The organism is Streptococcus oralis subsp. dentisani (assembly GCF_007475365.1).
Classification (GTDB): Bacteria; Bacillota; Bacilli; order Lactobacillales; family Streptococcaceae; genus Streptococcus; species Streptococcus mitis_AX.
This window is the reverse complement of the sequence record NZ_CP034442.1, coordinates 159451-182212: the sequence shown is the minus strand read 5'-3', so window position 1 is coordinate 182212 and position 22762 is coordinate 159451. Positions and strand designations below refer to the sequence as shown.

The following is a 22762-nucleotide window of genomic DNA, read 5'->3' as shown; positions in this document are numbered from 1 at the left end:
TCCATCACTCTTTCCATTATACCATAAAGTAGAGAAATCCCCTATCTTCAAAGAAATTCACTATCTCTTATTCGAATTTCTTGGATAAGTACAGAACTAAATCATCATTATTTTGAATAGTAGCATTCATTTCCAACGGTTGGTTTCGATACCAAACGCCTGAACCATCTGGAATATAGCCTCGTTTGATGTACAATCTCTGGGCAGGTCCATACCCTGAATGGAGCCCAACACCAAGGGTCACCTTATCCGATATGAGCTTAACTTGATTTTCAGCTTCTTCCATCAAGAGGTTTCCAATTCCTTGATTTCGAAAAGGCTCAAAGACATTGAAATCTGAAAGTTCTGGATAGACTTCTGCAAAAGGACCATGTTTAGCAGAGGGCAAAATGGTAATGTAACCCGCTACAACACCATCAATCTCTGCAACTAAGACTTCTCTCTCCTTGCTTTTCTGTTCCAGAAAATATCTAGCCAAAATTTCCTCTCTACCGGGCCAACCTTGATTGATAAAACCTTGGGACAGGTGTTGGATATCCGATTCAATCATTTTTCTAATAATAGCAGTTCCCTTCATAAGATGCTCCTTTAAAGCTTTCTCCTACCATTATAGCACGACAACAAAGATTAAAAGAAAAAACCTAGTAAGACAAAAGAATCTTACTAGGTCAAAAAGTAGACGTTTCGAACGGAGCCCTGTAAAAGTCTGATAAAAGACACGCCCGAACATGAAAAAGAGGGCCAACCGAATCTGAAAAAAAGGTCCAGTGGGTCCTATTTCGCTTTCTTATTTTCAAACTCATGAAGGTCCGGGGGGCCTGAAAAAAAGACCCAGGTGGGTCTTTTTTTTTAATCTTCGTTTACGAAAGGCATCAAAGCCATTACGCGAGCGCGTTTGATAGCTGTTGTTACTTTACGTTGGTTTTTAGCTGAAGTTCCTGTTACACGACGTGGAAGGATTTTCCCACGTTCTGAAACGAAACGGCTAAGAAGCTCAGTATCTTTGTAATCAACATATTCAATTTTGTTTGCTGCGATGTAATCAACTTTTTTACGGCGTTTGAATCCGCCACGACGTTGTTGAGCCATGTTTTTTCTCCTTTATAGTTTTAATTGTCCATTAGAATGGTAAATCATCATCCGAAATATCCAATGGATTGGTTGCTCCAAATGGATTTTCATCACGTGAAAAGTCTGGTACTGATTGTGTAGGTGCTGTATAACTAGCAGTTGGTGCAGAATAAGCCCCACCTGTATGTCCTTCACGCACGCTACGGCTTTCCAACATTTGGAAATTGTCAGCCACGACTTCTGTTACGTAGATACGTTGTCCTTGCTGGTTATCGTAACTACGAGTCTGGATACGACCTGTGATCCCGATAAGAGAGCCTTTTTTAGCCCAGTTAGCAAGATTTTCAGCCTGTTGGCGCCACATAACGACATTGATGAAATCAGCCTCACGTTCGCCATTTTGACTCTTGAATGTACGGTTTACTGCAAGAGTAAAAGTCGCAACTGCTACATTTGATGGGGTATAACGCAACTCAGCGTCACGTGTCATACGCCCTACAAGTACAACATTGTTAATCATAGTTTACCTTCTTACGCGTCAAGTTTGACGATCATGTGACGAAGAATGTCAGCGTTGATTTTTGAAAGACGGTCAAACTCTTTAAGAGCTGCGTCATCGTTTGCTTCAACGTTAACGATGTGGTAAAGTCCTTCACGGAAATCTTGGATTTCGTATGCAAGACGACGTTTTTCCCATGATTTTGATTCAACAACAGTTGCACCGTTGTCAGTCAAGATAGAGTCAAAACGTGCTACCAAAGCGTTTTTCGCTTCTTCTTCAATGTTTGGACGAATGATATAAAGAATTTCGTATTTAGCCATTGATATGTTCCTCCTTTTGGTCTAATGACCCCAAGTCTTTGCAAGGGGTAAGTGAGGTTTGCTCACAATTAACTATTATACTAGAAAAGCTAGTAGATGGCAAGAGAAAAAAGATAAAAATGAAAAAAAGAAGATAGATAAAAATTCTATAATGAAGTTAGCCACCCAACTTTCCTAAAAATGAGCTGGTTCAACTAGTCAATATTGTCAAATGAAATCTAGTTATAGGCATAAGAAAACACCTCTGTGTTACACTTGTTGTTCACCACAAACACAAGAAAGGTACAGAGATGCAAAACAATTATACTACAGAAGCTAAACACTTGACAATCCATAGCCGTCGTTTAATCGAACGATGGAAAAATGAAGGAAAATCAAATAGAGAAATCGCCTCTCTACTTGGAAAAGCTCCTCAGACCATCCACAATGAAATCAAACGTATCACAGTCTTACAATGTGTTGGAAAAGGACGTTTCAAAAAGATTTATTCTGCCGACTATGCTCAAATGGTTTATGAAACCAATCGGAAGCGCTCTGTGAAGAAATCAATCTTGACCAAAGAGCTAAAACAAAAGATCCTCCATTATCATAACCAAAAGTTCTCTCCCGAAATGATGGTCAAGGCTAAGGGCCTTACAGTGGGAATGTCAACCATCTACTACTGGATTCATCAAGGAAAAACTGTCAAGAAACAAGCTAGCCCCAACTTTAAACCTGCTGGGCAATCCATTGAACAGCGTCCCAAAGCTATCAATCTTCGCTTGGAGAATGGACACTATGAGATTGATACGGTCCTACTGACAAGAGCGAAAAACCACTGTCTACTGGTCTTAACGGATCGAAGGAGTAGACATCAAATTATCCAATTGATTCCAAATAAGAGCGCTGAGTCGGTCAATCGGGCTCTAAAACTCATCTTAAAACAGCATCAAATCCTTTCCATCACGGCAGATAATGGAGTCGAATTCCACCGCTTGTCTGATGTGTTTTCTAAGGAGCATATCTACTATGCACACCCCTATGCCTCTTGGGAAAGGGGAACTAATGAGAATCACAATAGGCTCATTCGTAGATGGTTACCTAAAGGAACTAAGAAAACGACTCCTAAAGAAGTCGCCTTCATCGAAAATTGGATCAACAATTATCCTAAAAAATGCTTGGACTACAAGTCTCCCAGAGAAGACTGCTTGCTGGCTAACTTGAACTTGAAATTTGGCCTTTTTACTAGTTTATGGTTTAATACGATGCAACATACGTGGGAATGGAATCGCTTCACGGATGTGTTTTGTACCTGCTGCGAAGGTCACCATACGCTCGATACCGATACCAAATCCTCCGTGTGGTACTGTACCATATTTACGAAGGTCAAGGTAGAATTCATATTCTGTACGATCCATTCCAAGTTCTTCCATTTTAGCGACAAGGGCATCGTAGTCTTCCTCACGCATAGAACCACCGATGATTTCTCCATATCCTTCTGGTGCAAGCAAGTCTGCACAAAGCACGCGCTCTGGATTTCCAGGAACTGGTTTCATGTAGAAGGCCTTGATAGCTACTGGGTAGTTCATGACAAATGTTGGCACACCAAAGTGGTTTGAAATCCAGGTTTCGTGTGGTGAACCGAAGTCATCTCCATGTTCCAAATGCTCGTAGTCAGCATCAGCATCATTTTCATGCTCTTGCAAAAGGTCAATGGCTTGATCGTAAGTGATGCGTTTGAATGGCTCTGCAATGTAGCGTTTCAAGAGCTCTGTATCACGTTCCAAGGTTTCCAAGGCTTGTGGAGCACGGTCAAGTACACCTTGAAGAAGGGCTTTTACGTAAGCTTCTTGCAAGTCAAGTGACTCATCGTGTGTCAGGTATGAGTACTCTGCGTCCATCATCCAGAACTCAGTCAAGTGACGGCGCGTTTTTGATTTCTCCGCACGGAATACTGGACCAAAGTCAAAGACACGACCAAGAGCCATCGCACCTGCTTCAAGGTAAAGCTGACCTGATTGGCTCAAGTAGGCTGGCGTTCCAAAGTAGTCTGTTTCAAAGAGTTCAGTTGAATCCTCTGCCGCATTTCCTGAAAGAATAGGACTATCAAACTTCATGAAGCCGTTCTTGTCAAAGAACTCATAGGTTGCATAGATAATCGCGTTACGGATTTGCATAACAGCCACTTGCTTACGAGAACGGAGCCACAAGTGACGGTTGTCCATCAAGAAATCTGTTCCGTGTTCTTTTGGAGTGATTGGGTAATCTTGTGATTCACCGATGACTTCAATGTCTGTGATATCGAGCTCATAGCCAAACTTAGAACGTTCATCTTCTTTGACAATCCCTGTCACATAAACAGAAGTCTCTTGACTCAAGTGTTTGATCATTTCAAATTTTTCAAGACCAACTTCTTCGCCGAATTTTTCAATAAAGTTTGGTTTGAAGGCAACTCCTTGGAAAAAGGCAGTTCCATCACGCAATTGCAAGAAGGCAATTTTTCCTTTTCCTGATTTGTTGGCAACCCAGGCTCCAATGGTCACTTCTTGACCAACGTAGTCTTTTACATCGATAATCGTTACACGTTTTGTCATAATCTATCTTCCTTTTTTCGTTTAACTTGTCCGAAGACATCATTACCCACTATTTTACCATAAATAGACTGTGATAGCTAGGTTCTAATAGAGAAAAATCGCGAGATTTTCGTTACAAAAAATCTTCGCTAAAAAGGCGAAGATTCTAAGTTTTATTTTTCCATAAATTGATGCAAACGGCGAATCGCTTCTTTTAATGTATCCAAGTCTGTGGCATAACTGAGACGAACATTTTCTGGTGCTCCAAATCCAGCTCCTGTAATCAAGGCAAGGCCGACTTCTTCGAGAATAGCCGTTGTAAACTCTGTCACATCGGTATAACCCTTCATTTCCATCGCTTTTTTAACATTTGGGAAGAGATAGAAGGCGCCTTGGGGCTTGACAACTTCAAAACCTGGGACTTGGCACAAGAGAGGATAAATGGTATTCAAACGCTCTTCAAAGGCTTGGCGCATGGTTTCAACAGAGTCTTGCGGTCCAGTCAGCGCCTCAATCGTTGCATATTGAGATACTGCTGTCAGATTAGAGGTTGTTTGTCCTGTCAATTTGCTCATAGCAGCGATAATTTCAGGATTTCCCACAGCATAACCTACCCGCCAACCAGTCATGGCATAAGCCTTAGATACACCATTAATCACGACGGTTTGCTTGCGAATTGCTTCTGACAGACTAGAGATTGGAACAAATTCGTTCCCGTTATAAACCAAACGACCATAAATATCATCTGCTAGGATAAGGACATCATGCGCAACAGCCCAATTTCCGATATCCAAGAGTTCCTCACGAGAGTAAATCATACCGGTCGGATTCGATGGTGAATTAAGAACCAAGACCTTGGTCTTATCTGTTCGGGCTGCTTCTAGCTGCTCTACTGTTACTTTAAAGTGATTGTCTTCCTTGGCCTGGACAAAGACTGGCACACCTTCTGCCATCTTGACCTGGTCTCCATAACTGACCCAGTATGGTGTAGGGATGATGATCTCATCACCAGGATTAACCACAGCCATAAAGAAGGTGTAGAGAGAGAACTTGGCACCAGTGGCAAAGGTAACCTCGTTAGCTGCTACAGAATATCCATAGTAGCGTTCAAAATAGGTATTAACCGCTGCTTTTAACTCTGGTAGGCCTGAAGCAACTGTATAAAAGGAAGCTCGTCCATCTCGAATCGCTTCTACCGCTGCATCCTGAATGTTTTCAGGAGTATGAAAATCAGGCTGTCCCAAGGTTAAGAAAAGAACATCCTTTCCCTGAGCTTTTAATGCCTTGGCTCTTGCATCACTAGCTAGAGTGACGCTTTCTTCCATTTCTAGTACACGTTTGGATAGTTTCATATGCCCTCCTTATTGGATCACTGCTCCTGTTTCAAAGTCAACCAGATAGTACTGGTTCCCTGACTTGACTTCCCAAATCGGCTTATCCTGATAACGACCAAAGGTAATCTTGTCAATGTCGCTAGCTCCTTTTTCCCTCGAAATCGTCGCTGCCTTGTCTTGAGAAATCCCCTTATCAAGCTGATAAACATAAATCTTGTGGTCATTCTTTTCAATCAGTACGGCAATAGTCTCTTGCTTTTTATTATGTCCCAGAACGCTGTAATAACCTTCTAGTCCATTGTAGAAATCAATCTGATCTGCCTGTTCCAATTCTGCATACTGTTTGGCCAGTTTTTCTCCTTCAACCCTAGCATCTTGATAGGGTTTCATGCTGAGTGATATCAGATAAAGAAAGGAAGTGGTCATGACTAGTAGTACCAGAGCAATGCCGATTCCATACTGTAAAAGTAGCTTGTTTTTTGCTTTTTTCTGTCTTAGTTTCACTCGTCTATTTTACCATCTCTCCTCTTTTATTACAAGTGAAGACAGGAACATTACGATATTATTTTCCCTTTGAAATTAAATACAATATCTGCCTGTCTATCAAATACTGTTTTCTCAGAACTAAGTTTTTCCACCCCTAACAAGTAAACTTAGCTGAGCACATTTATTGCTAATTAGTATCATTTGTTGTAACATGGATGGTAACAAAAGAGTTCGCTCTTTGAATTTTAAACTAAAGGAGACATATCATGTCTAAAAAAGTATTATTTATCGTCGGTTCACTACGCCAAGGTTCTTTCAACCACCAAATGGCCCTCGAAGCTGAAAAAGCACTTGCTGGAAAAGCGGAAGTTAGCTATCTTGATTACTCAGCTGTTCCTCTCTTCAGCCAAGATTTGGAAGTTCCAACTCATCCAGCTGTAGCTGCTGCTCGTGAAGCAGTCCTTGCTGCGGATGCTATCTGGATCTTCTCTCCAGTCTACAACTTCTCTATCCCTGGAACAGTGAAAAACTTGCTTGACTGGCTCTCTCGTGCCCTTGACTTGTCTGACACACGTGGCGCTTCTGCCCTCCAAGACAAGTTTGTTACGGTCTCATCTGTAGCCAATGCCGGTCACGATCAACTCTTTGCTATTTACAAAGACCTCTTGCCATTTATCCGTACACAAGTCGTTGGTGACTTTACAGCTGCTCGCGTCAATGACTCTGCTTGGGCAGACGGAAAATTGGTGTTAGAAGAAGCAACTGCTTCATCACTTGCAAAACAAGCTGACGACCTTCTTGCAGCCATCAACTAATCCAGCAAAAACCAGCTCGAATGAGCTGGTTTTATGCTTGTTTCACAAAGACGAGCTCTAAGTCACTTGATAAATCCGATCGGTAAGCAAAACCGGCGAAGTTGATCTTACGAGCTTGTTGGACTGTTTGGACTTGCCCTTCTATCAAGGCTGTCAAAAAGGCGCCACGCGCTTTCTTTGAAATGGTTGAATGGATCTTCAACTCACCACCCTTGTCCTCCATAAATTTGAAGGTCACCATCTTTTCTCTGATTTCCTTAGAAAATACGGTTTCAAACTCTGATGATAGGAGTGAGAATATCAAGTCCTCATCCTGTAGGGCCTCATCGTAGGCTGACTTCCAATGACTCTTTAAAGTCTTACCAGCTACTTTTAACTTCATCAAAAAGTCCAGACGATGAGGAGCCATTGGAGATAAGGCAGGGACAACACCGTATAAAGCCGAGGTAATCAGGACATGATCTTCAAGATAGGTTTGTTCGGCCTCGGTTAAGCCATCTCGTTTGATGTGGCGATACATGAGACCATCGAAGAGTTTCAAGGCTGGATAGTTTTTAGCCCTGTGATCTTTTAAAGCTTGAATATGAGCGTACTCTTCCTCTGCTTTCTCGGCAGATACCTTATAAAAGGTCTCTAATTCACTAGCTGAGTAGTGCGCCAGTGAGTCAAGAACCGACTGACTTTCTTTCCTCAAGGGGAGCAGTTCGGTACAAGGAAGGTTTGTGTTCATTTCTTTGGCTGTTGGGATTAAAATTTTCATATTGTTAGTGTAGCATATTTTTCAATCACGACCAAGAATTTCATCTTAAAAACCTCGGTTCATACCGAGGTTTCTTTTACTTGACTTTAAATGTTTTGAGATAGTTATCTTTTCCAACTTGACCTTCGAAGGATTGGCCATTTTCGAGGTAAGGAAGGTCGTCTGACACAGAAGCCTTGACCTTATAAATCTTGCCATCAACTTTAAAGAAGTAGACGGTATCCCCCTTGATGACAGCTGATTTAAGGTCTGAAATCACTCCCTTGATGTTTTCTACCGTTTCATTATCCAGCTCTAGGTCGTTTTTATTGGCATACTTGCTGAGGAGTTCATCTACCGTAGTTGCTACGATGACATTTTGGTACTCCACGGCATCGACCAATGCATACTCCTTGACCAAGCCTGCATTGTCCTTCAAGCCCATGATATAGAGCGGTTTGTCATTGAGATTGACAAGGATAGGGAAGGTAGCCTTGTAGGCCTTCTCTTGAACTGCTCCTTCTGCGGAAGCACGGGCAGATTCTTCGGTTGCTGAAGCTAGATTGTACTTGGTGATTTCACCAGTGCGCATATTTTCAAGGATAAATCCTAGATTACTTTCATCAGCGTTTGCAGAGGTCACCCCCGTGTAAAGATAAATATCATTTCCGATAGAAAGATAGTTATAGCCTTCTGTCGTTTGGGTAACATTTTTCTTAGAAATCAGGGCATTCCAGAAGCCGTCTTTATACTTGCCGTTGTAGTTGATTTGCTGGATGGTTTCTTCTGCTGGATAGACACGATCCACCCATTCTGGTACTTCATACAAGCTGTATTCCTTGGTTTCTCCATTGGTGGCGTCTAAGATAATAACAGACGAAGGACGAGGGACTCCTAGACCAAACTGTTTTTGATAAACGGTTGCTACATAGAAAGGATGGCCTTCATCATCCACCTCAAAGGAGGGCGTTTTAAAAATCTTGGTTGGGTACTTGATCCGAAGATGGCGTTTGACGTCTCGGTTAAAATACTCAGAGTCTGAATACTTCATTGGCGTTTTTAAATCCACCAATTCCGCATTTCCTGTCACCATATCAACCTTGATATACTCGCCAATTCCCTTAGACTGATTATTAAACCATTTGATCGGGTCGGCATACTCCAAAGGAGTCACTCGATAAGGTTTGCCATCAACCGTCAGCTGGGTATAAGTATCTGCTGCTACGTACTGGGAGACCTTATCCGTCAAAGAGCCTAGATAACGGTCTCCAATCTTCTCCGCAGTGCTCCGATCTAGAATTGGAACCTTACTGGTATCACTCTTAGGAAAATCTTTAAAGTCTTTTTCTGTGATGGACACCACATTAGCATAATTTTTTGCTTGGAAAAAGCTAGAGGTTACTAGGCTTACCAGACCAGCAAGGGCAAAAATGATACCTGCAGTCAGAAACAATCCTCTACTAAGTTTGGTAAAAAGGAATCCTTCTAGATTGAGATCTTTGGCAGCCTTGCCATGACGTACATGAACAGTTTTGAGGAGATTGGTATCCTTGCGGAAACTAAACAAAATCCCCATCACCACCAGATGCCCACAGAGAAAGAAGATGAATTCCCAACTGGTAAGATTCAGTGGTGGTAAAAAGATATACCAAGTCGTTGCGATAAAAACAAGTTCAAATAGTATGCGTTTCATCTGAGTTCCTCCTAAATAATCCGTCCTTCCAAATGATCCAGTTCATGTTGGCAGATCTGAGCTGGAAAACCTGTTAACGTAATGGTCTGTTCCTGCCACTTACTATCACGATAAGAAACCGTAATCGTTTCATAACGAGTCGTCGGTCGCACCCCAGTCAAAGACAAACAACCTTCCTCTGTCTCGTAAGGTCCTTTATAGGAAAGAAGAATGGGGTTAAACATGACCATGGGAACCAAGCCAAGATTAAAGATAATCACGCGCTTCCGCACCCCAATCATATTTGCTGCCAGACCGACACAGGTTTCGCGATTAGCCAGCAGGGTATCCTGCAAATCCTTAGCCAGATAAAGGTCTTCCTGACTTGCAGGTTTCGAGACCTGCGACAAAAATAAGGCATCTCGGACAATTTTCTTTTCCATTCTCTTTCACTCCTTACAACTTTACTTTATTATAGCACAAAAGGGAGCAACTTCTAGTCCTTTCCCTCAAATGCAAAAAAAGCCATCCGAAGATGACTTTCTTTTTAAATCGCGTTCTTATCAAGACCAAGTTTACGTTGAACAAACTTGACGATTTCGACGATAAGTATCATTGAGAAGCTTCCAGCTAGAACAATAGCCCATTGCGACAAGTCTAGTTTGGTTACGTGGAAGATACCTTCAAGCGGTTCTACAACGATTGTTGCCATCAAGAGGATGAAGGATACCAAGATAGACCAGTTGAAGGTCTTAGACTTGAATGGTCCGACTGTCAAGATGGATTGGTAAACAGACTTGACGTTGTAGGCATGGAAGAGCTGAATCAGACCAAGTGTTGCAAAGGCCATAGTAAGGGCATCTGCGTGAATGGCTTGATTATCTCCTACATGGACCGGATAAGCAAGAGCAAGACCATAAACAGTCAAGACGAGTGCCCCTTGGAGTACACCTTGATAAATAATGGAACTCATGACCCCACCTGAGAAGAAGCTTGACTTGCGTCCACGTGGTTTATGGGTCATAACACCTGGCTCAGCAGGCTCAACACCAAGAGCAATAGCTGGGAAGGTATCGGTTACCAAGTTAATCCACAAGAGATGAACTGGCTGTAGGACATCCCAACCAAACAAGGTTGATAAGAAGATGGTTAATACTTCAGCCGTATTGGCAGAAAGTAGGTACTGGATGGTCTTTTGAATGTTTGAGAAGACCTTACGTCCTTCTTCAACTGCGACGATGATGGTCGCAAAGTTATCATCCGCAAGAATCATATCAGAAGCACCCTTAGAAACCTCTGTACCAGTGATTCCCATACCGATACCAATGTCGGCTGTTTTCAGAGCTGGCGCATCATTAACACCGTCACCTGTCATGGCAACAACCTTACCTTGGTTTTGCCAAGCCTTCACGATACGAACCTTGTGTTCAGGGGATACACGCGCGTAAACGGAATATTGACCAACTACTTTTTCAAATTCTTCATCAGAAAGTTCGTTGAGTTCCGCACCAGTCAAAACATGGTCTTCCGAGTCATTTTCATCGATAATTCCCAATCGTTTGGCAATAGCTTCTGCTGTGTCTTGATGGTCACCCGTAATCATGATCGGACGGATTCCCGCTTCTTTAGCGACACGAACAGCTTCTGCTGCTTCGGCACGCTCAGGGTCAATCATACCAATCAATCCAGTAAAGATCAAGTTGTTTTCCAGTTCTTCAGAAGTCAAGTTTTCTGGAATGCTATCAATAATCTTATAAGCACCTGCAAGGACACGCAAGGCTTGGTGAGCCATTTCAGAGTTGTTTGTGTGAATTAAGTCATTGACTTGATTATCAATCGGAGCGACATCTCCAGCTTTATCACGAGCAACACAACGTTTCAAAAGTTGATCTGGAGCCCCCTTAACTGCCACGAGGAATTTACCATCTGGCAATGGATGAACCGTGGACATGAGTTTACGATCTGAGTCAAACGGCAATTCAGCTACACGAGGATATTTCTCTAAGAACCCTTTAACATCATAGCCCTTATCCAAGGCATACTGGATGAAGGCTGTTTCCGTTGGATCCCCGATCAGGTTTCCTTCTGCATCAATCTTGGTATCATTGGCCAAAACAACTGAACGAAGAAGCGGCATGTCCAAGCCGAGTTCAATATCATCAGCTGAGTCATGTAGGACTGCGTCATAGAAGACTTTCTCGACGGTCATCTTGTTCATGGTAAGCGTACCAGTCTTATCAGAAGCGATGATTTCAGTCGAACCAAGCGTTTCTACTGCAGGCAACTTACGAACGATAGAGTTTCGTTTGGCCAAAACTTGAGTACCGAGGGCAAGAACGATCGTCACGATAGCTGGGAGTCCTTCTGGAATGGCTGCAACAGCAAGCGCAACAGAGGTCATCAACTCACCAAGTGGATCTTTGCCTTGAATGAAGACTCCAACTACAAAAGTAACAAGGGCAATGACCAAAATTGCATAGGTCAAGACCTTAGAAAGGTTGTTCAAGTTTTGTTTGAGTGGCGTGTCAGTCTCGTCAGCATCTTGGAGCATGCCAGCGATATGACCCACTTCAGTGTACATACCTGTATTGACAACAACACCAAGACCACGACCATAAGTCACATTTGAGTTTTGGAAGGCCATATTGACACGGTCACCAATACCAGCATCGGCAGCGAGCTCTACGGTCAAGTCTTTTTCAACTGGAACAGACTCACCTGTCAAAGCTGCTTCTTCGATTTTAAGAGAATTAGCTTCTAGCAAACGTAGGTCTGCTGGCACTACGTCACCTGCTTCAAGGGCAACGATATCTCCTGGCACCAATTCTTTGGAATCAATTTCTGCCATGTGTCCATCACGAATAACGCGAGCAGCTAGACTGGACATAGATTTGAGGGCTTCGATGGCTTCTTCTGCTTTTCCTTCTTGGTAAACACCGAAGGCAGCATTGATGATAACAACGGCTAGGATAATGATAGCATCTGCGATATCTTCCCCACCAGAAGTTACGACTGACAAGATAGCCGCTGCAACTAGGATGATAATCATCAAATCCTTAAATTGCTCGATAAACTTGACTAGGAGAGATTTTTTCTCACCCTCTTCCAGTTCATTGCGTCCATATTCAGCTAGGCGTTTCTGCGCTTCGCTTGACGAAAGACCTTGCTCAGTTGCTTCAACCGACTTCAAGACCTCTTCAGGACTTTGAGTATAAAACGCTTGGCGTTTTTGTTCTTTTGACATGTGTCTCCTCCTTGACTTTGTGTGCAAAACAAGTTCTCTTTTGGTTTTATGACAAACAAAAAGAGACCTGTTAATCATAACAAGTCTCGCTGTTTAAGATAGCGCCGGAAAGAATACTTTGCAGTATAAAATTCGGAATGACGACACTATCACAGGTTTCTGCCAGCTACTCCCTTGAGTAGTACTATTATATCAAAATTTGAACAATTTTCAAGAATTAAAATCCGATGAAACAAGACTAAATTTGAATTTTCCCATGAAAACCAGTATAATGAAAACAGAATCTCAGCACTAGAAAGGAAGTCCGATGAACCAATCCATGTCAAATCTCAAGTTGGCGGAACGTGGTGCCATTATCAGCATTTCGACCTACCTCCTCTTGTCTACGGCAAAATTAGCGACTGGCCACCTCCTACATTCTTCCAGTTTGGTAGCGGATGGTTTCAACAACGTATCAGATATTATCGGAAATGTTGCTCTTCTGATTGGTATTCGGATGGCGCGCCAACCTGCAGACCGTGATCATCGTTTCGGTCACTGGAAAATTGAAGATTTGGCTAGTTTGATTACTTCCATCATCATGTTCTACGTTGGCTTTGATGTTCTTCGGGACACCATTCAAAAAATTCTCAGTCGGGAACAAACAATTATCGATCCTCTGGGAGCATTTCTAGGAATCATTTCTGCAGCGGTCATGTTTGCCGTTTATCTCTATAATACTCGCCTCAGTAAGAAATCCAAATCCAAGTCTCTCAAGGCAGCTGCCAAGGACAATCTTTCCGATGCTGTGACTTCGCTTGGGACTTCCATTGCTATCCTAGCCAGCAGTTTCAACTATCCAATCGTGGATAAATTGGTCGCTATCATTATCACCTTCTTTATCTTAAAGACAGCCTATGATATCTTTATCGAGTCTTCCTTCAGTCTTTCAGATGGTTTTGACGACCGTTTGCTAGAGGACTACCAAAAGGCCATCATGGAAATTCCAAAGATTAGTAAGGTCAAATCCCAAAGAGGACGCACCTACGGTAGCAACATCTACCTTGATATCACGCTAGAGATGAATCCCGACTTGTCTGTTTATGAAAGTCACGAGATTGCGGATCAAGTCGAATCTATGCTGGAAGAGCGTTTTGGGGTCTTTGATACCGATGTCCATATCGAGCCAGCTCCCATACCTGAGGACGAGATTTTAGACAATGCCTACAAAAAACTGCTCATGCGAGAGCAATTGATTGATCAGGGAAATCAACTAGAAGAACTCCTTGCTGAAGACTTTATCTATATCCGTCAAGATGGCGAGCAGATGGACAAAGAAACTTATAAGTCTGAAAAAGAACTTAAAGCTGCGATTAAGGACATTCAGATTACCTCCATTAGTCAGAAAACCAAACTCATTTGCTATGAGCTAGATGGTATCGTCCACACCAGTATCTGGCGTCGCCATGAGACTTGGCAAAATATCTTTCATCAAGAGACAAAAAAAGAATAGAGAAATCCTGTCATAAGACGGGATTTTTCTATTCTTCTAACTATCAAACTCACTTAGGTATTCATAGCGTTCGTATTTTTCAAGGAGTTCTTCGTTTTTCTCGTCTAGCTCTTTCTGAAGGGGCGCTAGTTTGCCAAAATCAGAGCCATTTGCCTGCATTTCTTCTTCAATGACTGCGATACGATTTTCCAAGGCTTCAATATCTCCTTCAATGCTTGCCCACTCCTGCTTTTCTTGGTAGGTCATACGTTTCTTGTCTTCACGGACCTTGACCACTTTCTCCTTTTCTGCCTTTTGCACTTCATCGGCCATCTCTGTTTCAAAGTTTTTTTCATCAAGATAGTCGGTATAATGACCAAAGAAAGGACGAATCTTGCCATTCTCAAAGGCGAGAATCTTGGTCGCTACCTTATCCAAGAAATAACGATCGTGGCTAACTGTCAAGACAGGCCCAGCAAAACCTTGCAAGAAATTCTCCAAAACTGTCAAGGTCGCAATATCTAGGTCATTTGTCGGCTCGTCCAAAAGGAGAACATTTGGTTTTTCCAGGAGAAGTTTGAGAAGATAAAGACGTTTTTTCTCTCCACCAGACAATTTCTCAATCAGGGTTCCATGCGTCGAACGTGGGAAAAGGAATTGTTCTAGCAACTCAGCGATGGAAGTCGTAGAACCACCATTGGTCTTGACCTCTTCTGCTACTTCCTGCAGATAATTGATGACTCGTTTGCTTTCATCCAAGCCTTCGATTTGTTGAGAGAAATAAGCGATACGAACGGTTTCCCCAATCACAACTTGACCTGCTGTTGGCTCAAGACTTCCTGCGATGAGATTGAGCAGGGTGGATTTTCCCACACCGTTGTCCCCAACGATACCGATACGGTCTTTAGCTTGTACCAAGAAGTTAAAATCTTGTAAAATCGGCTTGTTCTCATAAGCGAAGGAAACATCTTTAAACTCGATGACTTTCTTCCCAATCCGACTGGTCTCAAAGTTCATGGTTAAGTCTGTCTCAGTAGGATTATCTGAAACTTCCTTTTTCAAGTCGTGGAAACGATTGATACGAGCCTGCTGCTTGGTCGCACGCGCTTGCGGTTGTCTGCGCATCCAGGCTAATTCTTGCTTATAGAGTTGTTCCTTTTTGTGGAGAAGTGCTGCATCACGCTCATCTTGTTCCGCTTTTAGGCGAACATAGTCCTGATAATTGCCCTGATACTCGGTCAAGCCTGCTCGGTCCAACTCGAAAATCCGCGTTGAAAGTGCATCTAGAAAATAACGATCATGGGTGATAAAGAGAACCGTCTTCTTGGAATTTTTCAAAAAGAGGGTCAGCCACTCGATGGTCGCAATGTCCAGATGGTTGGTCGGCTCATCCAGTAGCAAGAGATCGTGGTTTCCTAGGAGAACTTGCGCCAACTGGACCCGTCTTCTCAGACCACCTGACAATTCCCCAACTGGAGTCGACAAGTCCTGAATCCCCAACTTGCTGAGAACAGTCTTGACCTGACTCTCAATTTCCCATGCTTGGAGGGAATCCATCTCAGCCATGACCCGTTCCAAACGCGCCTGCTTGTCCTCGCTATAGTTGAGCATGAGGAGTTCATACTCACGAATGAGCTGGATTTCCTTGAGGTCGCTGGATAGAACCGTATCCAAGACCGTCTTACTATCATCGAACTCTGGATCCTGAGTCAGGTAGCCAATCTTGTAATCACTCTTTGCTAAAAAAGGACTGACATCCCCATCAAAGCCTGAAACACCTGATAGAACATCTAAAAGGGTGGTCTTACCCGTTCCATTGACACCAATCAGACCGATTCTATCCAAATCATGGATAATAAAGGAAATATCTTTAAAAACGGTCTTGTCTCCAACGGATTTGCTTAGTTTTTCAACGATAAAATCACTCATTTTTTCTCCCTCAGGTAAGCATGGATTGCTTGACGATCATTTTCCAATTCTCCATCGACAATGGCAAACTCAATCTCTGTTAAAATCTCTCCCAAGTCTGGTCCTGGCTGGTAACCATATTCCTTAATCAAAATTCCACCGTTAATCTGAATTTCTTTCTTGTCATGAATGGTCAAACTATGGTAAGTTTCTGTAATAGCTTGTGGGTTGACTTCTTTTCCTTGGGCCTGACGAAGACTTTCAGCTTGTAGAAGGGAATCCAAGTCAAATCGGTAACAATCACGCTTGCTCAGCTCACCTTCTTCTCGCAAAGCCAAAATAGTAAGCAAATCCTGAACCTGCTTGGCAAACTGGCGTGAGGTTTTCCATGCCTTCAAAAATGGCTGTGCATCTTTAATCTCCAAAGCCCACAATAGAGCCGCCCAGGCTTGTTCAGAAGATTCAAAAGTGAAATCCGCCTCCAAATCAAACAGTTTGTTGAGCTTGTCCTGGCTCCCTGCCATATCAGGGAGATAATCATAAGCTCGACTCTCAATCATGGAAGACAGACCAATTCGCCAAAAAGGTGCCAGCAAGAGTTTATCAAACTCAACGAAGGTGCGCTCCACAGAAATTTTCTCCAAAAGCGGCGTCAAAGTCTTCATCGCCTCAAAAGTTTCTGACTCAAGTTTAAAACCGAGACTGGCCTGAAAACGGAAACCACGCATAATCCGCAGAGCATCTTCGTTGAAACGCTCACTAGCCACTCCAACTGCTCGCAGGACTTGGTTTTTCAAATCCTCTAAACCCTGAAACAAGTCAATAATTTCGCCTGTCTCATCCAAAGCAAAGGCATTAACTGTGAAATCACGGCGCTTGAGGTCTTCTTCTAGCGAACGTACAAAGGAAACCGCACTAGGTCTGCGATAATCCACATAGACATCTTCAGTTCGAAAGGTGGTTACCTCATACTCCTCATCGCCATCTAAAACTAAAACAGTTCCGTGCTCGATTCCAATATCGGCTGTTCGCGGAAAAATCTGCTTTGTCTCCTCTGGGTAGGAAGAAGTTGCGATGTCCACATCATGGATGGGACGATTGAGGAGGGCATCTCGAACAGAGCCCCCAACAAAATAGGCCTCAAAGCCTGCTTCTTTAATTTTTTCTAATACTGGTAAAGCCTTCTGAAATTCAGAAGGCATTTGCGCTAATCTCATAATAAGTGTTCTAATCCATAGACAAGCTCATGACGCTTGACAACTTCTTTTATTCCCAAATTGACCCCTGTCATGAAGGAGCTGCGATCATAGGAGTCATGACGAAGGGTCAAGCCTTCTCCCTGATTGCCAAAGATAACTTCTTGATGAGCTACTAAGCCTGGCAAACGAACTGAGTGGATCCGCATGCCATCAAAATCAGCACCACGGGCACCAGCAATCAATTCTTCCTCATCAGGCGCACCTTGTTGGATAGACTCTCGCACTTCCGCAATCAACTCAGCCGTTTTAATGGCTGTTCCGCTCGGAGCATCTTTTTTCTTGTCATGATGGAGCTCGATAATCTCCACATTTGGGAAATATTTGGCAGCCTGCGCCGCAAATTGCATAAGCAAGACAGCTCCCAGGGCAAAGTTAGGAGCAATCAAGCCACCCAAATCTTGTTTACGGGAAAATGCTTTTAGTTCTGTAATTTCTTCACTAGTGAATCCTGTTGTTCCAACTACTGGAGCAAAGCCATTTTCAAGAGCAAAGCGTGTATTTTCGTAGGCAACGGCTGGTGTAGTAAAGTCTACCCAGACATCTGCTTCAAAACCAGCCAAGTCAACCTTATCATTGAAGACAGGAATCCCCTGCCATTCTGACTCAAACTCAAAAGGATCCAAAACTGCGACCAAGTCCAAGTCTGGATCAGCCAAGACCATCTGACAAGCAGCTTGGCCCATCTTTCCCTTAAAACCGGCAATAATTACTCGAATACTCATCTCTACTCCTGTCTAAGATACAAAGCCTGTAAGAACACAAAGTGAAAATAGGAGTTCTGATCAAGGAGTGTCTACTCCTTGGAAGAACTATCTTTTTCACACAGGGTTCCAGGCGTGTTCAATTATCAAGATACAAAGGACATTAGTTGCCCATGAAAAATAGGGAATGGCGCTGACTTTCCACAAAAGGCAAGACAGGCATCTTTTTTCAAGAGGCAGATAGTCTGTGTTCAATTGCTAAAATACAAAGCCCGCCCAGACAAATCTAGACAACGGGCGTATAGCTCAAGGCGATACTGCCTTCTCCAAGGTGGGTCCCAATGACACTACCAAAGCTAACAATTGGAATCTCAGAATTCACACCACCCTCAATCAAGAGTTGGCGCAAATCTGCCGCCTTTTGGGGAGCATTGCCATGAATGACAGTGATACGATAGTCCCCATCTTTTGTCAACTCTTTAATGATTTCGACCAAACGTTTGGTTGCCTTCTTTTCCGTACGAACTTTTTCGTAAACTTCAATTACACCTTGGTCATTGAAGTAAAGAATGGGCTTGATACTGAGAAGATTTCCTAGGATGGCCGCCCCATTTGACAGACGACCTCCCTTAACCAAGTGGTCGAGGTCATCTACTATGATAAAGGCTGAGTTATCAGTGATTTGGATAGCTAATTTTTCCTGAATCTGAGCAAAATCATCGCCTTGTTCTGCCCATTCAAAGGCACTCTCTACCATAAATCCTAGAGGAGCACTTGTGATATGAGTATCAGGAAAGGCAATGGTCAAACCTTCATACTCATCCAACATATATTGGATATTCTGATAAAAACCTGAAATTCCTGACGAAAGGAAAAGGCCCAAGACATGGGTGTAGCCCTCTTCTTTCAAGGAACTTAGAATCTCATCCAATTTGGCAATACTTGGCTGACTAGTCTTAGGCAATTCTGAAGACTGAGCCATTTTTTGATAAAATTCCCCAGCAGTCAGATTCACACCTTCGACATACTCCTCCCCATCAATATTGACAGGAATATCCAAGACAAATAGATTCTCTCTTTGCAGCGTATTCTCCTCTAAATAGGCTGAAGAATCTGTAATGACAGCTAGTTTCATGACTAAAACTCCAAATTGATCCCTGGAAGATCCAAGGCGATTTCTGTTACTTCATACGTCAAACGGTTGAGCATGTTCAAGCATGGACGCGCCAAGTTTTCAACTTCTTCTTGGTTAAATTCGCTTGGTTCGTTGACAATACGACCTTCCACATGGTTAACTTGAGAAATCGTTCCACTGATGACAAATTTGTCAAAGACAATCATAAAACTTAAGATAACAACTAGCGAAGTTACTTGGTTTTCTTGGTCATGTTGGAGTAACTGAAAGTTCACGTCTACCTTGGTTTCAGGAGCTCCATTTTCATTTTCCCATTCAAAGTTACGAGCATCAAAGTGATACTGGCTAACAAATTCTTGTTCTCGTTTAAGATTCATTTTTCTCTCCCATTGCTACAATTTACTATGCAATTGTACCACATTTTTATCATTTCATCTACTTTTCTAGGCTTTAGTCAATTCCGATTTCATCTTTGACCACAGCAGCAATCGTATCTACATAGTAGTTGACTTCTTCTGTTGTAGGCGCTTCTGCCATAACACGCAAGAGGGGTTCTGTTCCACTTGGACGAACTAGAATACGGCCATTCCCTGCCATCTCTTCTTCCATCTTTTCGATGATTGCTTTGATGGCTGGTACTTCCATGGCTTTTTCTTTCATGGCATTTTCCACTCGGATATTGACCAATTTTTGTGGGTAAATCGTCACTTCTGATGCCAGTTGAGACAAGCTCTTACCTGTTTCTTTCATGATTTTGGTCAATTGGACAGCTGATAATTGACCATCACCTGTTGTATTGTAATCCATCAAGATAACGTGACCAGACTGTTCACCACCAAGATTGTATCCTGATTTTCTCATTTCTTCGACAACATAGCGATCTCCAACTGCAGTGACTGCCTTGTTAATGCCTTCACGATCCAAGGCCTTGTGGAAGCCAAGATTAGACATAACCGTTGTCACGATGGTATTTTGAGCCAACTGTCCTTTTTCAGAAAGATATTTCCCGATGATGTACATGATCTTATCACCATCGACGATGTCTCCATTTTCATCGACAGCAATCAAGCGGTCACTGTCTCCGTCAAAGGCCAAACCAATAGCTGACTGGCTTTCTTTGACTACTTCTTGGAGAGCTTCTGGGTGTGTTGAACCAACATTCAAGTTGATGTTAAGACCATCTGGTGTCTCACCGATAACTGTCAACTGGGCACCAAGATCAGCGAAAATCTGACGAGCACTTGTAGATGCTGCACCGTTGGCTGTATCCAAGGCCACTTTCAATCCCTCAAGAGGAGCTCCCGTTGAAACAAGGTAACCTTCATACTTACGCAATCCTTCTGGATAGTCCACCAAGGTTCCCAAGCCCTCTGCACTCGGACGAGGAAGAGTGTCTTCAGCAGCATCCAGCAAGGCTTCGATTTCTGCTTCTTTTTCGTCATCAAGTTTGAAGCCATCCCCACCAAAGAACTTAATTCCATTATCAAGGGCTGGGTTGTGGCTAGCAGAAATCATGACACCTGCACTTGCTCCTTCAGTTTTGACCAAGTAAGCTACTGCTGGTGTTGCCAGGACACCGAGTTTGTAGACGTGAATCCCTACAGAGAGGAGACCTGCCACCAAGGCAGATTCTAACATTTCTCCTGAGATACGTGTATCACGTCCTACAAAGACTTTAGGGGCTTCCGTTTCATGTTGGCTAAGAACATAACCACCAAAACGCCCCAGTTTAAAGGCCAATTCTGGCGTCAATTCCACGTTTGCTTCTCCACGGACTCCATCGGTCCCAAAATATTTACCCATTTTGTTAATCATCCTTTTCTGTTAATTTTTTATTCTTGTTTAGACGAGTCTGGTTTCGTTTCTGAACTCGTTGAAGACGAACCACTAGCTGAGGAGCTCGTTGATGATGAGCTCGAACTAGACGATACTGGTTTCGTTGTAATTTTCATAGTAGTGTCAAATGGCATAATGACGCTTGGCAAGACATTTCCATTTTTATCAACTGCTTGTAGAGGAACAGAAGCCGAGTAGTTACCCGTTATCCGTTCACTCGTCGGTAAGATGGCAATGACACGATCTACTTTGGAGAGGGTTTCCTCATCACTAATAACCGTTACTTTTTCATCTGACACAGTAACTGTATCGATTTTCACGCGAGAATCAATCTGGTTAGGATCAATCTCTGGCACAACGATTACATTGTCTCGTTTTGCTTTTTTACCGACCTTCACTGTTATCTTTTGCGGTGTTGCAACAGCGGTCAAACCACTTGGTAGATTTTCTATGTTTAGAGGAACTTCGATGGTCCCTACACTGGCATTGGTTAAGTCAGCTGTCACCTTGAATTTACGCGTACTTTCCTGCATTTCGCTTGCCAAAGCAACTCGATTGGAACCTGTCAAGAAAACCGTTACTTCTGACGTAAAGCCACTAATAAAGTACTGATCACTATCATAGTGGATATCAATTGGTACATTGAGCACCGTATTGGTATAGGTTTCAGCTCGTACCTGTCTAGCACTATTATTATTCTGATAGTTTGTAGAAGTCGCATAGATAAAGAGGATGCAGGCGAAAAAGAAGGAAGAAATGATGTATAGACTATTTTTTCTCATGTTTCAGTCCTCCTAGCAAGCGCTCTTTCAGACCTTGCTTTTTCTCTGACTTTGGAAGTAAGATTCTTCTCAATTCAGATTCAAACTCTTCCAAGGTCAAATCGTGCTTAAAGACTCCATTATAGGTGATTGAGATGCCACCTGTTTCCTCCGAAACCACAAAGGTAAGAGCATCTGATACTTCCGACAAACCAATCGCCGCCCTATGCCGTGTTCCAAACTCTTTGGAAATCTCTGTATTTTCAGTTAGTGGCAAGTAGGCTGAAGTAACAGCAATCCGATCTTCTCGGATAATGACCGCTCCATCGTGCAAGGGAGTGTTAGGAATAAAAATATTGATGAGCAATTCAGCTGAAATCTTGGCATCTAGGGGAATCCCCGTCGAGATGTATTCCTGCAAGGTTCTCACTCGCTGAACAGCTACCAAAGCACCAATCTTACGAGGACTCATGTATTCGACTGATTTGACAAAGGCACGAATCATCTGCTCCTCTGCACTAATCGGAGCATTGGAAAAGAAATCCGTTGCCCGGCCCAACCGCTCTAGACCCGTCCGAATCTCTGGTGAAAAAATGACTACTGCTGCAATGACCCCATAAGTGATGATTTGATTGATCAACCAAGAAATAGTCGTTAAACCAATCATATTGGAGAGAATTTGAGCTAGAATGAAGACCAAAACCCCCCGCACCAAGATCATGATTTTAGTACCTGCAATGGCCTTTGTAAAATGATACAAAATATAAGTCACAATCAGAATATCAATCAGATTGATGACTATAGTCCAAGGACTTGAAAACAAACTCGTCCAATATTGCAAGTTGGAAAATTGCTGAAAATTCATCCCTGGTTCCCTCCCTATCAAAACACGTTCCGTCCTATTATACCATTTTCTAACAATTTTTTCCCTATCCTGCTTCATTTTAATTTGATTA

Annotated in this window: 21 protein-coding genes and 1 pseudogene; 3 read left to right on the top strand and 19 right to left on the bottom strand. The window is 42.8% G+C overall.

What is annotated here, in order from left to right; genetic code table 11:
• Nucleotides 1–67: 67 nt before the first annotated feature.
• The 4 genes from EJF26_RS00970 to rpsF all read right to left on the bottom strand — a co-directional run bounded on the left by EJF26_RS00970 (nucleotide 68) and on the right by rpsF (nucleotide 1893).
• Nucleotides 68–577, bottom strand: a complete 510-nt coding sequence (locus EJF26_RS00970) for a GNAT family N-acetyltransferase (RefSeq protein ID WP_000679033.1) — start codon at nucleotides 575–577, stop codon at nucleotides 68–70.
• 272 nt (nucleotides 578–849) lie between these two features.
• The gene (rpsR, locus tag EJF26_RS00965) at nucleotides 850–1089 is read right to left on the bottom strand and encodes a 30S ribosomal protein S18 (RefSeq protein WP_000068664.1); all 240 of its coding nucleotides are present in this window, start codon (nucleotides 1087–1089) and stop codon (nucleotides 850–852) included.
• Nucleotides 1090–1120: 31 nt separating this feature from the next.
• Nucleotides 1121–1591, bottom strand: a complete 471-nt coding sequence (ssbA, locus tag EJF26_RS00960; RefSeq protein ID WP_000609591.1) for a single-stranded DNA-binding protein SsbA — start codon at nucleotides 1589–1591, stop codon at nucleotides 1121–1123.
• An 11-nt stretch (nucleotides 1592–1602) separates the two neighbouring features.
• On the bottom strand, nucleotides 1603–1893 hold the full coding sequence (gene rpsF, locus EJF26_RS00955) for a 30S ribosomal protein S6 (protein WP_001151782.1): 291 nt from the start codon (nucleotides 1891–1893) through the stop codon (nucleotides 1603–1605).
• Between the two features lie 290 nt (nucleotides 1894–2183).
• On the opposite strand from rpsF, the pseudogene EJF26_RS00950 reads away from it, so the two are divergent.
• Nucleotides 2184–3089, top strand: a pseudogene (locus EJF26_RS00950) (IS30 family transposase); the annotation flags it as partial.
• Between the two features lie 33 nt (nucleotides 3090–3122).
• On the opposite strand, the gene asnS reads toward EJF26_RS00950, so the two are convergent.
• The 3 genes from asnS to EJF26_RS00935 form a co-directional block, all read right to left on the bottom strand.
• The gene (gene asnS / locus EJF26_RS00945) at nucleotides 3123–4466 is read right to left on the bottom strand and encodes an asparagine--tRNA ligase (protein WP_000167134.1); all 1344 of its coding nucleotides are present in this window, start codon (nucleotides 4464–4466) and stop codon (nucleotides 3123–3125) included.
• Nucleotides 4467–4618: 152 nt separating this feature from the next.
• Nucleotides 4619–5797, bottom strand: a complete 1179-nt coding sequence (locus tag EJF26_RS00940; protein WP_000777445.1) for a pyridoxal phosphate-dependent aminotransferase — start codon at nucleotides 5795–5797, stop codon at nucleotides 4619–4621.
• A gap of 9 nt (nucleotides 5798–5806) precedes the next feature.
• On the bottom strand, nucleotides 5807–6283 hold the full coding sequence (locus EJF26_RS00935; RefSeq protein ID WP_000776854.1) for a cell wall elongation regulator TseB-like domain-containing protein: 477 nt from the start codon (nucleotides 6281–6283) through the stop codon (nucleotides 5807–5809).
• A 248-nt stretch (nucleotides 6284–6531) separates the two neighbouring features.
• On the opposite strand from EJF26_RS00935, the gene EJF26_RS00930 reads away from it, so the two are divergent.
• Nucleotides 6532–7080, top strand: coding sequence for an NADPH-dependent FMN reductase (locus tag EJF26_RS00930; RefSeq protein ID WP_000039632.1), 549 nt, complete (start codon nucleotides 6532–6534; stop codon nucleotides 7078–7080).
• Between the two features lie 31 nt (nucleotides 7081–7111).
• Here EJF26_RS00930 and yaaA read toward each other — a convergent pair whose 3' ends face one another.
• The 4 genes from yaaA to EJF26_RS00910 all read right to left on the bottom strand — a co-directional run bounded on the left by yaaA (nucleotide 7112) and on the right by EJF26_RS00910 (nucleotide 12735).
• Nucleotides 7112–7840 carry a peroxide stress protein YaaA gene (gene yaaA, locus EJF26_RS00925; protein ID WP_000697802.1) on the bottom strand — a complete coding sequence of 243 codons (729 nt, stop codon included), beginning with the start codon at nucleotides 7838–7840 and terminating at the stop codon, nucleotides 7112–7114.
• A gap of 76 nt (nucleotides 7841–7916) precedes the next feature.
• Nucleotides 7917–9512, bottom strand: a complete 1596-nt coding sequence (locus tag EJF26_RS00920) for a hypothetical protein (protein ID WP_000821466.1) — start codon at nucleotides 9510–9512, stop codon at nucleotides 7917–7919.
• Nucleotides 9513–9523: 11 nt separating this feature from the next.
• Nucleotides 9524–9934, bottom strand: a complete 411-nt coding sequence (locus tag EJF26_RS00915) for a peptide deformylase (protein ID WP_000412240.1) — start codon at nucleotides 9932–9934, stop codon at nucleotides 9524–9526.
• 104 nt (nucleotides 9935–10038) lie between these two features.
• The gene (locus EJF26_RS00910) at nucleotides 10039–12735 is read right to left on the bottom strand and encodes a cation-translocating P-type ATPase (RefSeq protein WP_000032432.1); all 2697 of its coding nucleotides are present in this window, start codon (nucleotides 12733–12735) and stop codon (nucleotides 10039–10041) included.
• A 307-nt stretch (nucleotides 12736–13042) separates the two neighbouring features.
• Here EJF26_RS00910 and EJF26_RS00905 point away from each other — a divergent pair, with 307 nt between their 5' ends.
• On the top strand, nucleotides 13043–14227 hold the full coding sequence (locus EJF26_RS00905) for a cation diffusion facilitator family transporter (protein WP_001076588.1): 1185 nt from the start codon (nucleotides 13043–13045) through the stop codon (nucleotides 14225–14227).
• A gap of 36 nt (nucleotides 14228–14263) precedes the next feature.
• Here the strand turns inward: EJF26_RS00905 and EJF26_RS00900 are convergent, their stop codons facing one another.
• The 8 genes from EJF26_RS00900 to cdaA form a co-directional block, all read right to left on the bottom strand.
• Nucleotides 14264–16135, bottom strand: coding sequence for an ABC-F family ATP-binding cassette domain-containing protein (locus EJF26_RS00900; protein WP_001279093.1), 1872 nt, complete (start codon nucleotides 16133–16135; stop codon nucleotides 14264–14266).
• On the bottom strand, nucleotides 16132–17331 hold the full coding sequence (locus EJF26_RS00895; RefSeq protein WP_080563315.1) for a CCA tRNA nucleotidyltransferase: 1200 nt from the start codon (nucleotides 17329–17331) through the stop codon (nucleotides 16132–16134). The genes EJF26_RS00900 and EJF26_RS00895 overlap by 4 nt, the downstream gene beginning before the upstream one ends.
• Nucleotides 17328–18095: a 4-hydroxy-tetrahydrodipicolinate reductase gene (dapB, locus tag EJF26_RS00890; protein ID WP_000027863.1), complete on the bottom strand. Its 768-nt coding sequence runs from the start codon at nucleotides 18093–18095 to the stop codon at nucleotides 17328–17330. The genes EJF26_RS00895 and dapB overlap by 4 nt, the downstream gene beginning before the upstream one ends.
• 265 nt (nucleotides 18096–18360) lie before the next feature.
• A complete protein-coding gene (locus EJF26_RS00885) occupies nucleotides 18361–19209 on the bottom strand; it encodes a DegV family protein (protein WP_000762167.1) in 849 nt (282 codons plus the stop codon).
• 2 nt (nucleotides 19210–19211) lie between these two features.
• The gene (locus tag EJF26_RS00880) at nucleotides 19212–19586 is read right to left on the bottom strand and encodes a DUF1149 family protein (RefSeq protein WP_001050090.1); all 375 of its coding nucleotides are present in this window, start codon (nucleotides 19584–19586) and stop codon (nucleotides 19212–19214) included.
• Between the two features lie 73 nt (nucleotides 19587–19659).
• Entirely contained in the window at nucleotides 19660–21012 is a 1353-nt protein-coding gene (gene glmM / locus EJF26_RS00875) for a phosphoglucosamine mutase (RefSeq protein ID WP_000521442.1), read from the bottom strand.
• Between the two features lie 29 nt (nucleotides 21013–21041).
• Nucleotides 21042–21827, bottom strand: a complete 786-nt coding sequence (locus EJF26_RS00870; RefSeq protein ID WP_001230925.1) for a CdaR family protein — start codon at nucleotides 21825–21827, stop codon at nucleotides 21042–21044.
• Nucleotides 21814–22671, bottom strand: a complete 858-nt coding sequence (gene cdaA / locus EJF26_RS00865; protein ID WP_001010980.1) for a diadenylate cyclase CdaA — start codon at nucleotides 22669–22671, stop codon at nucleotides 21814–21816. The genes EJF26_RS00870 and cdaA overlap by 14 nt, the downstream gene beginning before the upstream one ends.
• Between the last annotated feature and the right edge of the window lie 91 nt (nucleotides 22672–22762).